Origin of the sequence: Bacillus sp. GB_SG_008 (assembly GCF_052038115.1) — a bacterium.
GTDB classification, from domain to species: Bacteria; Bacillota; Bacilli; order Bacillales; family Bacillaceae_G; genus Bacillus_A; species Bacillus_A rhizoplanae.
The window spans coordinates 335,461-347,623 of the sequence record NZ_JBPZSK010000004.1 but is presented as its reverse complement, the minus strand read 5'-3'; the positions used below and the strand labels follow the sequence as shown (position 1 = coordinate 347,623).

Sequence of the window (12,163 nt, the reverse complement as noted above, 5' to 3'; positions counted from 1 at the left end):
TAGAGAGGAGGAAATATTGGATGAATTATATTGAAGAGCTCATGAGTTATAGTTATGAAGTGATATGTGTAATTGGTGAATATATGAGAGAAGTACGTGATAATGAATTAAAAGAATTGTTACAGCAACATTTACCTTACTTATTACAAGCGTATAATGAACAGATCAACTTTCAAGAAGGTGAAAATGTACAGCATGTTATTGGCAAGTATCCAGTTTCATCATCAATTGAAACAGTGCATACTAACTATAGTGGACAAAAAGATGATATAGAAATTGCCTTTTCGTATATTTCACATTTGAAGCGGTTGGCACTTGGGTATGCGCAAGTAGCAATCCAAGTGGCAAATCCAGAATTTCGTTCTTTTTTAGAAAGTTGTTTTTTGAAAATGAATCGAAACGCATACAGCGTGTGGCAATATGTTATGAAAAAAGAGTATAGCATACAAGCAATGATGGATGAAGAAAAATATGGATGAAAAAGACAGCGATACCGCTGTCTTTTTGTTATTTTTCATTCAATATGTAACAGGAAGTAAATCTTTGATATTTAAATTCTTTATAATCCTTTTACCATGCCACCATCTACTAAAAAGGATTGGCCCGTCATATAGGTGTTTGCATCGGATACAAGGAATGTGGCAAATGTCGCAAACTCTGAAGGTTGCCCGTATCTTCCGAGTGGAATGGTTGCTTTGGATTCTTTTTGCACTTCCTCTACTGAAATACCATGTTTCTGAGCAGCCAAAGTATCAAGAGAAGCAACGCGTTCAGTAGCAATTCGTCCTGGTGCAATCGTATTAATTAAAATGTTATACGGTGCAAATTCAGAAGCGAGCGTTTTTGTTAAGCCTGTAATACCTACACGGAATGTGTTAGATAGAAGTAGACCTGGAATCGGCTCTTTTATAGAAGAAGAAGCGATATTAATAATTTTTCCGCCGTTCTTTTTCATGTGTGGAAGTACTTCTCGAATCATTCGAACGTAGCTTAATAAATTTAATTCAAAAGAATGATACCAATGTTCGTCTGATAATTGTTCAAATGTACCTGGCGTTGGGCCTCCGGCATTGTTTATTAAAATATCGATTGTTCCGAATGTTTGAGTGGTTCGTTTCACGGCTTGCTTAATATGTTCAGTATTTGTTATGTCACAAACAGTATAAGCAACGTTTCCGTTATTCAATTGAGTGAGTTCCTTTTGAATTTTTTGTAGTTTTTCTTCGTTACGGCTCAATAACATTACATTTGTGCCTTCTGTGACAAGTTGAGTAGCAATTGCTTTTCCTAGTCCTTGACTCGATGCAACAACAAGCGCTGTTTTTCCTTGTAATCCAAGTTCCATTTCAATCAGCCTTTCTTCCTGAGTTTTTTTTAGTATAAACGAAATGAGAAAGAAATTAAAATAGATTACTCATAGTATTCTAAAAATTTACAATCATTTACCATCTCTTTACTAATTCCTAATATTTCCTTCAAAAAAGAAAAGTAATATGAAGATGTACATATTCTATCAAAAGGGGGATAAGCAAATGAATAAATGGGTTAAATCGTTAACTGCTGTTGCACTTGCTAGCTCTTTATTTGTGGTAGGTTGTAGTAAAGATGAGGAAAAGAAAGAGGAAGAGACGACGCAACAAGGAGATACGAGCAAGGATAAAGAAACGAGTGGAGAAGTAAAAGATAACGATTCGAAAGATTCAAAAGATAGTTCCTCTAGCTCTAGCGAAAAGAAATAAGTGTTATATGATGATAGAAGCTTTCTCGATCAATGAGAAGGCTTTTTTGTTGTATATTTTTGCTTTTTCAGAAACAATAGAGAGGAGTGAAAGGGTGTGAGTTAGTATGAAAATATGTTTATTTGGAGCAACGGGTCGAGTTGGACTCAAAATTTTAAAATTTGCATTACAGGATAATCATATAGTGACAGCGCTTGTGAGAAATAAAGAAAAGCTACAAGTACAACATGAAAATTTTCGTATAATAGAAGGAAATGTATGGAATGAAGAAGATGTGAGAGCGTGTGTAAAGGGAGCAGATGTTGTAATTAGTGCACTAGGTACCGATGGAAATAGAACGTTATCAAAAAGCTTACCAAATATTATACATGCTATGAACGAGGAAGGGATTATGAGAATTATAACAATTGGAACGGCTGGGATTTTACAGGCACGTTTGAATCCGCAATTATATCGCTTCCAATCCAGTGAATCACGTCGAAAGACAACGGCAGCAGCGGAAGACCATGTAGCGGCTTATTTGGCTTTAGAGAATAGCAAATTACAATGGACGATTGTCTGTCCAACACACTTAATAGATGGAGAAGAAACAGCTATTTATCGAACTGAAGAAGATGTGTTACCGCTAGATGGTATGAAGATCACAGTTGGAGATACAGCCCATTTTGCTTATCAATTACTTTATCATGATATTCATTATAAAAAACGAGTGGGCATTGCCTATTAAAAAAGCCATCCTTATCATAAGGATGGCTAAAAAATAATATAGCATACAAATATAATAATCATAATGATTTGTAAAATCGCTTTAGCTATTGTGCTGCTTAAAAATCCGATAACTGTTGCAACTCCAACCATAAAGGCTTCTTGTGGTGCTTTTTTATGCATTAATTCTGTTACGAAAACGGAAAGAAACGGGATAATAATTAGCCCAAATGGCGGGAAAAAGAACGATCCAACAATAATAGAAACCATACCGATACGTTCGCTCCATTTTGTACTTCCGTACTTTTTTAAGAAATAGCTATTCGTAACAAAATCAGCAATGAAAAATATAATTGTAAATACAATTTGAATAAGCCAAAATGATTTTGTTAATTCTAAGTCGTTAATACCAAATTGATAAATACAAAACCCAGCCCATAAAGCGAGTATACCTGGAATAATCGGATAAATAAACGCAATGAACGATATAACGAAACAAGCAATAATACATATAGTTAAAAAGGTATTCACAGCGTAACTCCTTTTTGTGTATCTATTTTACTAACGGCGATTTTTTTTATTTGATGGCCATCTAATTCTAATGCTTTGAACTGATAATTTTCATATTGAATAGTATGGCCTGGCTCAATATTTACGTCAATTGTTTGTGACAAGAACCAGCCTCCGATTGTATCTAAATCACTATCATCGATATGAAGGCCAAACATATCATTTACATCAGAAATAAGCACTTTTCCGTCAAGTAACGTTAATGTTGGATTGCGTTTCTCAATCATTGGTGTTTCATCTATATCGAATTCATCTTGAATTTCCCCAATAATTTCTTCAATAATATCTTCCATTGTAAGAAGACCTGCAGTTCCACCATATTCATCCATAATAATTGCTAACTGGACACGATTTTTTTGTAGATGAATGAGTGCCTTTTTAATTGGTACAGTTTCGAATACTGTTAAAACAGGATGTATGTATGACTCTAGCGGCTTACAGATCCCTTTTGTTTGATCATGAAAGATTTCTTTTGTATTAATCATACCGACAACATCATCTTTATCTTTTCCGATAATAGGATAACGCGTATATTTTTCGTTAGAGATAATTTCCATATTTTCCGCTAATGAATTTTCAGTTGATAAACAGATCATTTCAGTACGTGGAACCATAATCTCTTTTGCAACTCGATCATCAAATTCAAAAATATTGTTTACATATTTATATTCAGATTGATTAATTTCTCCGCTCTTATAGCTCTCGCTTAAAATAAGGCGCAGCTCTTCTTCGGAGTGAGAAAGTTCATTCTCTTTTATCGGTTGTAATCCAAATAGTTTCGTGAAAAATAGAGCTGTGCTATTTAATAACCAGATAAAAGGATACATTATTTTATCGAATATAATTAAAGGTCTTGCAAACATTAAAGTAATTTGTTCAGCTTTTTGAATGGCAAAGGATTTTGGAACCAGTTCACCTAGTACCACGTGAAAGAATGTAATGACGCTAAAAGCTATAATAACTGATAATGTATGTTCCATTGAACCTGTTATATTCATTTTTTCAAAAAGCGGCTCCAATAAGCGCTCCACAGTAGGTTCACCAAGCCAACCGAGTCCTAATGAAGTAATGGTAATACCTAGCTGACAAGCAGATAGGTATACATCTAAATTGGAAACAACTTTTCTTGCTAGGATTGCTTGTCTATTTCCTTCATTGGCAAGTTGGTCAATTCGACTTTTGCGTACTTTAACAACAGCAAACTCTGATGCTACGAAAAAGCCGGAAATAAGAATGAGTAAAGCGATGAAAAAAAGTTTAAGTATGTCCAAGGATATTCTTTATTCTAAATTTAGAATAAAGATGTCACCTCCTGATAAAAGTTTTACTTTAATAATATATGGAAAAGGAAGGGATAGTCAAAGAAAGGAGGCGGGGAATGTGAAATTTTATGAAAAAATGGTCGTAAGAATATAATTGATGGGGATTTTTATCCCGCTACTTTTGGGCAGTAAGTCCCCCACCTCTAGGTTAAGAGAAAGCGAAGAAGATAGGTGGGGGGATGAAGGACCCCCACCACTTGATAGAAGCTTCACTTTATTGTTGTGCGTGATAGTGTATGGATACGCGCAATATGGCGATTTCTTTTCCATAATATTTGTAAGAGAGAAATCAGCATGTATGGGATATACAGTAATAAAAGGCCTATTGCAACAAGTGTTGGTGAACTAACACAATACTGTACAATAAATTGAAATAACCCATTTACATGAAAAATGCACTCCATATATATAAAGGAAATTAATATGGAACTAACGATAGATTTATGGCTTGCAAGCAGCGAAGTGAATAGTGTATTACTAAAAAAAGCTGAATTATGCGCATGAGTTGTTTCTTGTACTGTATATAAGAAAGGAATCCATGTTTTGATAGCTTGGATGATAATAATCATGGACGTACTACAAATGATTAAAAGAGAAGAAAAGTATGGAAAAGATATGTACGATGCTGTGAAGAGAAAAAGAGTGATGATGATACATTGTAGTAGGACAGTGCCAAATGAAAATGGAATCCAGCGTAAAAAGGAAAAACGTTTTCTATTTTTAGGAGATAACTTAATAAAAAATCGACCAATTCTAAGACTAAGGAGAAAACCGACAGTAAGTGAAAGTAAGAATCGCATCATAGATAAAAAATATAATTTCCATATGTATGGGAACAACGGAGTTGAATTTTCATGTGAATTAAATGATTTTGATATGTCATGTGGCTGATAAGAAGAAAAAAAGAATGATTCATGAATCCAATCTGTCATCGGAATAGAGATAGAATGAAAATGTACAAAATGATTAATCATTGTATATAGTACTTCAAAATAGGATTGTTTGTCGTTTAGAAGAGCAGCAGGAATTGGACTAATAAGAATAATAGCCACAAAGCCTAAAAGACAACGATACACATAAGTGATAATAGAAGACGCTATATATCTCACCTACTTTTATAAAATTCTGAAAATTATTACTACTATTTTAACGTTTCTTTTTGAAAGATACAATCTCTTTTTGATAGGATAAGAAAGGAAATTTTTATATAATATCTTCTTCCTCGTTTGTCGAAAAAATGAAAAAAATGATGAAAAACGATAAATAAAGTCAGAAAAATCAAATAAAATATTTATTTTTTTCTGAAAATATTATATATTTATGACACAGAAAATATTTTAACATAAGGGGGATTTTTATGAGGGTAAAAGGAAACTATGTTTCAAAAAAAGAAGTGTTGTTTTGTAAGGATACATATACGTTGCAAGAAGCGCTAGATCATTTAAATAGAACCGGATATCGCTGTGTTCCAGTTCTAGATAAAAAAGAAGAAACATTTTTAGGGAATATTTATAAAGTAGATATTTTAGAATATAAAGGTTCTTTAGATGATAATGTGAAAGAGTTATTGCGCAATAAAGATGGGTATGTAAAAGAAGATTCTTCATTCTTTAAAGTGTTCTTTACAATTAAAGAGTTACCATATATTGCTGTCGTGAATGACAATGGATTTTTTCTTGGTATTTTAACACATAAAAAAGTATTTGAGTTACTAGAAGATGCATGGGGCCTTCATTCTAGTATGTATTCAGTTATGGTCGGAACGCAAGATTATAATGGTGCTATTCAAAAATTATCAACTGTACTGAAAAAATATAGTGGAATTCAAAGTCTAATGACATTTGATAACAACGCACTATATGTACGTAGAATTATGTTTACATTAGGAGAAGGATTTGCGGCAGAAGAACTACAGCCGCTTTTAAAAGATTTAGAAGATCATGGATTCCGCGTTATACATGTAGAAGAAATGAAAAATTCACGTGAAGTGGAAATTGTAGAGTAAGAGGGAAATCCATCTCTGAAAATAGGAGATGGATTTTTCTTATCTAGTTCGAAAGAATTGCAGGAAGTAAAAAAGAAAGGTGCATAGGCACCTTTCTTTTTTGAAGGGAAATAAAAGTAACTGTCTAATATGAATATAAAATGAAACTTCCGTCAGTGGGGGGTTCTTCATCCACCACTGACGGAAAGCTCTCACCAATAGGGCTTTTACGGGCAGTTATCCCCCACCCATCTTCTTTGCTTTTCTCTGAATCTTGAGGTGGGGGTCTTACTGCCCGTTAATACGGGATAAATGGCAAGGAGGAATATAAAAATGGCTACTTTTGAAGATTTTATGAAATTAGATATTCGTATTGGGACGATTTATCGAGCAGAAGTATTTCCTGAAGCTCGAGTACCCGCTATTAAGCTAGAGATTGATTTTGGTGAGCTTGGAATGAAACAGTCAAGCGCGCAAATCACGAAACGATATACGCCGGAAGAACTTATTGGAAAGCAAGTTGTTGCAGTTGTTAATTTTCCGCCAAAACGAGTGGCCGGATTTAAATCTGAAGTACTTGTACTTGGCGGCGTTCCTGAAAAAGGTGATGTTATTTTATTAGAGCCAGGTATGGAGGTTCCCAATGGAACAGCAATTGGCTAAAAGTATGAGAAAAAAATGGACATGTATAAGCATCTCAAAAGGAAAATCTAATCAGTTTCTTTAGAAGTAACGTTCAATGTACCAATAAGAAAAGAAACGGTAAAAGATTGGAAGAAAGCAAAGCATACTAAGCCAAAATACAGAAGGGTCTGTCAGAAGTAAAATGAAACCAATACAAAGTGTGTAAGATGAAAGAAATTTGCCAAACAGTGTGTTTAAGGGAAGGAATTTGGACAAAGGAAAGCGTAGTTCGTGTAATTCTTGCTCAAAACAGCAACCATGATAAGTGAGGATTTGAAAAAACAAAGCAACTGTAACGAGATCACGCTTACGATAAATGCACTTTTTACATTTATAGCAACGTATATAATTTTTCATCATAGCACCTTCCTTTAATTTCTTATGCTTGAAATGAGTTTATACAGTATTAGATATAAAAAATATATACCGATATACGCACCAGTAAGAAGAAATAAAGGGTTTAATAATATACGATGAATGGTTGTCATAAAAACAGTCTGCTGAAGTAATACATCGTATACAGTAAATGCAATAATGGTTCCAAATCCATATAAACAAACATACGCAAATATATCTAACCAAATGCGAATACGTGGATGTACCGCAAGTAAAACAAATAAACAAGATAATATAATAGGAAATAATCCAATCATCAGTTTCAATTCTTTTCACCTCAATGCCAATATTGCCAAATTGCATTCGGTCTATTCTCTATAGCTTGTACATATGTTTATAGGGAGAGGGTGATCTAATGAGTCGAAGCTATTTTTATGTGAAACGGACAAGTCTTACAAAATTTATTTTTCTATTTTTAATAGGAATAATGGCTGCTTTTTTGTTTGTTAGTATGATCGTAACATCATTAAAAGAAACAAAATCAACGTATTTATATAAATGGTTAAATGACCTTTCTATGAATGGATATATGTATGTGCTTGGTTCAGAAAATCGTTACTTTACACAAGAATATCGTCATTTAAATGCAGATTTTTCTATCTCTTCTTTTCTTTTATCTGCAATGACAAATATCCGCTTTGATGACGTTCGTAGTTTAATTGGAACGGAACTTCCAGGTTTTTCAAAATATGACACGGAAATTGTGATTGCTGGAGAAGGAACAAACTATACAAATTTGCCTATTGAATCGAGTGTACCTCTAGAAGAGCTTGTAAAAGAGAGGACAGGAGAACAAGGAAATCCTCAAAAAACAGATTCAAATAAAGAGAAACCGAAGCCAGCACAAACGACGGGAAATCGGCAAGTAGTATTTATTTATCATACACATAGTTGGGAGTCATATTTGCCATTATTAAATTTAACGAATGACCCGGATCCAAATAAAGCCACCAGTGCAACAACAAATATTTCTTTGTTTGGAAACAGACTTCGTGAGCAATTTGAAAGTCATGGAATTGGAGCAGTAAATGATACAACGGACGTGGGTAAAAAACTAATTAGTAAAGGGTTAAACAGTAATAGCTCTTATAAAATGTCTCGTGAGATTGTTCAAGAAGCTATGGCCAGCGATAGACAGCTTCAATATTTTTTTGATTTGCATAGAGATAGTGCAAGGAAAGATGTAACGACGAAACAGATTGGTGATAAATCATATGCAAAGTTGGCATTTGTTATTGGGAAAGGAAATAAAAATTATGCAAAAAACCTACAATTGGCAACAGCGCTGCATGAATCATTAAACGAAAAGTATCCTGGATTGAGCCGAGGAGTAGTTCAAAAAGGTTTTAGTTCAGGAAATGGGGTATACAATCAAGATTTATCCGGTCAAGCGATTCTAATTGAAGTAGGCGGTGTTGATAATTCGGAAGAAGAACTCAATCGTAGTATTGATGCGCTTGCAGAAGCGTTTAGTGAGTACTATTGGAAAGCGGAGAAAGTGAATGGTTAAGCGTAAGCAAACATTGCTTACGCTATTTGTTTTGTATCGAAATTTGTCTCTTTATCTTATGAAAAAGGAAAAGGGATTTAGAAAAATAGTAGCGAATGTTCATTTATAAAATGGCTCTTGTAAATAATTTTATTATGTAAACAAAGTAACCGTAATGAGTAGGTAAATTGCAGTATAAGAAGCAAAAGCATCTCTGAAATTTTGAAATACGTTGGAGCGAATGGTTTAAACGGATGAGAGAATGGGGAAAAATATATGGTATGTGATGTTTAGAATTAACTGTTATTGAGCGTAACGGAAGTTGATGAGGATTGTATCGAAAAATTATTAGAATAAAAGGATGTTATATGAAGAGAAAATGGATGTTGTTTAGTGTAGCGATTGTCATTGGAGTGATTGCAATGCTGCAATATATAGAGCATAAGGAAAAACAAGCGATAGAAGCGCAAGGAAACGTTGTTTTTCCAAAGGTACAAGAAACAATTGCAAAAATTGAAGGAGGGCTTGCGGTTGTTAACAATCCAGATTCAACTCTTGTCCTTGTGAATAAGAAAAGGCGTTTGCCAGATTTGTATGAACCGCAAGATTTGGTAATACCAAAAGTTCGTTTTCTATATGAAGGCGATAATGAAAAAAAGAAAATGCGTAAAGAAGCTGCTACAGCATTAGAACGCATGTTTCAACAAGCGAATAGTGAAAAAATCTCTTTATTTGCTGTTTCTGCATTTCGTTCATTTGAACGGCAAAAAGCATTGAATACGATGTATAAAAAACAAGATGGGGAAGCAAAAACAGCGATGTCTAGTGCAGTACCTGGTACAAGTGAACATCAAACAGGATTAGCGATCGACATTACATCACAATCTGCAAATTTTCAATTAGAACCTTTATTTGGAGACACGAAGGAAGGAAAATGGCTTGCTGAAAATGCTCATAAATTTGGTTTTATTATCCGTTATGAAAAAGAAAAAGAAGCGATAACAGGATATACGTATGAACCGTGGCATGTGCGCTATGTTGGAAATCCATACGCGACGTATTTATATGAAAATCAGTTCACTTTAGAAGAAGTTATAAAGTGAACTTTCTATCAGTGGGGTTTTTCTTCATCGTGCACTTATCTTCTTTGTTTTCTCAAAATCTTGAGGTGGGAGTTTTACTGCTCACAAGTAGCAAAATAAAGTAATGATGATGGAGGGGAGAATGGTAGAATGACGATGCTATATAAGAAAAAAGTATATGCGTAAACAAGAAAGCGATGTTTCTATTTAAGAAACATCGCTTTCTCACTGTTACGTATACGTAAGTGATAAACATCATAGTGTAAACAACAGTGAGACATATATATGACTGAATTAGCTAAATACGTAGGAAATGTTTGCTTAGATAATGTAATGGTTTCTTATCTAAGTTATTTATTTCATGGTCTCATTTGTGAAAAAATATTTTTTGTCATTTTTTGAGAGGATTTGTCATGTGTAATAAAGAATATATTAATATATCGTTTTAGTATATTCTTCGTCTAATAGATGTGATACTACATACTTTCTAGTAATAGTAAGATTTTATTATTTGTGAATGGGCGCCTCAGCTTTTTAGTGGTTATTCGATACAACGTGATAAAGTGAAACTTCCATAAGCGGGAGGGGCTTCATCCCCCCACTGATGGAAAGCTCTCACCAATCGGGCTTTTACGAGCGGTTATCCCCCACCTATCTTCTTCACTTCCCTCAATCTTGAGGTGGGGGTCTTACTGCCCGCGAATAGCGGGATAAAGTTTTCTTTCTCTCATATACATATAAAAAATAGAATGGAAGCGAGGGTTGCACATGGCAGGATGGGTGATTTGGTTTGTCATTGCCGGACTTTTATTTATTGCAGAGATGCTGACTGTTACATTTTACTTATTATGGCTTGGAATAGGTGCAGTGATCGGAGGTCTAATTGCGCTATTTGTACCAAATTCTTTGCTACTTCAAGTTGTAATAGCATCTATTGTCAGTCTTGTTTTGACAATCTTTACAAAACGTATTTCCAAGAATTTTCGGGAGGCAAAAGGGTATACAGATGCAGTTGATCAACTTGTTGGTAAAAAAGGTATAATAGTGCAAACGATTACAAATGAAGCGAATGGCATTGTGAAAATAGATGGAGATATGTGGACTGCTGTTTCAGATGAACCAATTTTAGATGGAGAAAGCGTTATTGTTGTAAAGAGGAGCAGCACAGTTGTGCATGTGAAAAGGGAGTGTGAACTATAATGGTTGGTTTAATATTATCAATTATTTTAGTATTGATTGTTATTGTATTTATCGCTTTAACAATTAAAATTATTCCGCAGCAAAAAGTAGGTGTTATAGAGCGCTTAGGTAAATTCCAGCGTGTGATGCACCCGGGTTTAAATATGATTATCCCGGTTATTGATCGTGTACGTCTTTATCATGATTTACGTATCCAACAAACAAATGTACCACCGCAAACAGTAATTACAAAAGATAATGTACAAGTTGAGATTGATACGATTATTTTCTATCAAATTGTTGACCCAGAGCTGGCGACATATGGTATTTCAAATTATGAATTTGGGGTTCGTAATGTTACATCTGCAACAATGCGGCAAATCATCGGGAAAATGGAGCTTGATGAAACGTTATCTGGTCGTGAAAAAATTTCAACAGAAATTCGTTTAGCACTTGATGAGGCGACAGAAAAATGGGGCGTTCGTATTGAACGTGTTGAAGTTGTAGATATTATTCCACCTAAAGACATACAAGTAGCGATGGAAAAACAAATGAAGGCAGAACGAAATAAACGTGCAATTATTCTCGAAGCAGAAGCAGCAAAACAAGATAAAGTACTTCGCGCGGAAGGGGAGAAACAAAGTAAAATCCTAATGGCTGAAGGTGATAAAGAAGCGCGTATTCGAGAGGCAGAAGGTTTACGACAAGCGAAAGAACTAGAAGCGCAAGGGGAAGCAAAAGCAATTGAAGAAATTGCGAAAGCAGAACAAAAACGTATTCAAATGCTGCGTCAAGCAGGACTTGATGAGCGTGTTCTTGCATACCAGTCATTTGAATCATTAACTGAGATTGCAAAAGGACCAGCAAACAAAGTGTTCCTTCCATCAAATGCTGTTGAAACATTAGGAAGCTTAGGAGCAATTGGAGAGCTGTTTAAAGAGAAACAGCTGCCTTCTATAGATACGAAAAAAGAACAATAGAAACGAGGAAGAGAAATGGTTGCCATTTCTCTT

General features: G+C 34.4%; 14 protein-coding genes. 10 read left to right on the top strand and 4 right to left on the bottom strand.

Going from position 1 to position 12,163, the window contains the following annotated elements:
- The first annotated feature begins 20 nt into the window (after positions 1-20).
- Positions 21-479 carry a spore coat protein gene (locus ACTDJC_RS13250; protein ID WP_098310483.1) on the top strand — a complete coding sequence of 153 codons (459 nt, stop codon included), beginning with the start codon at positions 21-23 and terminating at the stop codon, positions 477-479.
- 80 nt (positions 480-559) lie between these two features.
- On the opposite strand, the gene ACTDJC_RS13245 is transcribed toward ACTDJC_RS13250, so the two are convergent.
- Positions 560-1,345, bottom strand: a complete 786-nt coding sequence (locus ACTDJC_RS13245; RefSeq protein ID WP_440603654.1) for an SDR family oxidoreductase — start codon at positions 1,343-1,345, stop codon at positions 560-562.
- Positions 1,346-1,532: 187 nt separating this feature from the next.
- Between ACTDJC_RS13245 and ACTDJC_RS13240 the strand changes: the two genes are divergently transcribed.
- Together ACTDJC_RS13240 and ACTDJC_RS13235 are read left to right on the top strand one after the other, a co-directional pair.
- Complete coding sequence (locus ACTDJC_RS13240; protein ID WP_098310485.1) at positions 1,533-1,739, top strand: hypothetical protein; 207 nt, start codon at positions 1,533-1,535, stop codon at positions 1,737-1,739.
- Between the two features lie 106 nt (positions 1,740-1,845).
- The gene (locus ACTDJC_RS13235; RefSeq protein WP_440603653.1) at positions 1,846-2,466 is read left to right on the top strand and encodes an NAD(P)-dependent oxidoreductase; all 621 of its coding nucleotides are present in this window, start codon (positions 1,846-1,848) and stop codon (positions 2,464-2,466) included.
- Between the two features lie 26 nt (positions 2,467-2,492).
- Here ACTDJC_RS13235 and ACTDJC_RS13230 read toward each other — a convergent pair whose 3' ends face one another.
- Both ACTDJC_RS13230 and ACTDJC_RS13225 read right to left on the bottom strand, forming a co-directional pair.
- Positions 2,493-2,975, bottom strand: a complete 483-nt coding sequence (locus tag ACTDJC_RS13230; RefSeq protein WP_440603652.1) for a DUF456 domain-containing protein — start codon at positions 2,973-2,975, stop codon at positions 2,493-2,495.
- Positions 2,972-4,285, bottom strand: a complete 1,314-nt coding sequence (locus ACTDJC_RS13225) for a hemolysin family protein (RefSeq protein WP_098310488.1) — start codon at positions 4,283-4,285, stop codon at positions 2,972-2,974. The genes ACTDJC_RS13230 and ACTDJC_RS13225 overlap by 4 nt, the downstream gene beginning before the upstream one ends.
- A gap of 633 nt (positions 4,286-4,918) precedes the next feature.
- On the opposite strand from ACTDJC_RS13225, the gene ACTDJC_RS13220 reads away from it, so the two are divergent.
- The 3 genes from ACTDJC_RS13220 (at position 4,919) to csaA (ending at position 6,983) form a co-directional block, all read left to right on the top strand.
- Positions 4,919-5,227, top strand: coding sequence for a hypothetical protein (locus tag ACTDJC_RS13220; protein ID WP_440603651.1), 309 nt, complete (start codon positions 4,919-4,921; stop codon positions 5,225-5,227).
- A gap of 466 nt (positions 5,228-5,693) precedes the next feature.
- Positions 5,694-6,341: a cyclic di-AMP binding protein CbpA gene (gene cbpA, locus ACTDJC_RS13215; protein WP_098310489.1), complete on the top strand. Its 648-nt coding sequence runs from the start codon at positions 5,694-5,696 to the stop codon at positions 6,339-6,341.
- A gap of 312 nt (positions 6,342-6,653) precedes the next feature.
- On the top strand, positions 6,654-6,983 hold the full coding sequence (gene csaA, locus ACTDJC_RS13210) for a chaperone CsaA (protein ID WP_098310862.1): 330 nt from the start codon (positions 6,654-6,656) through the stop codon (positions 6,981-6,983).
- Between the two features lie 392 nt (positions 6,984-7,375).
- Here csaA and ACTDJC_RS13205 read toward each other — a convergent pair whose 3' ends face one another.
- Positions 7,376-7,666 carry a hypothetical protein gene (locus ACTDJC_RS13205; RefSeq protein ID WP_098310860.1) on the bottom strand — a complete coding sequence of 97 codons (291 nt, stop codon included), beginning with the start codon at positions 7,664-7,666 and terminating at the stop codon, positions 7,376-7,378.
- Positions 7,667-7,755: 89 nt separating this feature from the next.
- On the opposite strand from ACTDJC_RS13205, the gene spoIIP reads away from it, so the two are divergent.
- The 4 genes from spoIIP to ACTDJC_RS13185 all read left to right on the top strand — a co-directional run bounded on the left by spoIIP (position 7,756) and on the right by ACTDJC_RS13185 (position 12,130).
- Positions 7,756-8,910: a stage II sporulation protein P gene (spoIIP, locus tag ACTDJC_RS13200; protein WP_440603650.1), complete on the top strand. Its 1,155-nt coding sequence runs from the start codon at positions 7,756-7,758 to the stop codon at positions 8,908-8,910.
- Between the two features lie 347 nt (positions 8,911-9,257).
- The gene (locus ACTDJC_RS13195) at positions 9,258-9,992 is read left to right on the top strand and encodes a M15 family metallopeptidase (RefSeq protein ID WP_440603649.1); all 735 of its coding nucleotides are present in this window, start codon (positions 9,258-9,260) and stop codon (positions 9,990-9,992) included.
- A gap of 747 nt (positions 9,993-10,739) precedes the next feature.
- Positions 10,740-11,171, top strand: coding sequence for an NfeD family protein (locus ACTDJC_RS13190; protein WP_440603648.1), 432 nt, complete (start codon positions 10,740-10,742; stop codon positions 11,169-11,171).
- Positions 11,171-12,130: an SPFH domain-containing protein gene (locus ACTDJC_RS13185; protein ID WP_440603647.1), complete on the top strand. Its 960-nt coding sequence runs from the start codon at positions 11,171-11,173 to the stop codon at positions 12,128-12,130. The genes ACTDJC_RS13190 and ACTDJC_RS13185 overlap by 1 nt, the downstream gene beginning before the upstream one ends.
- Positions 12,131-12,163: the final 33 nt, after the last annotated feature.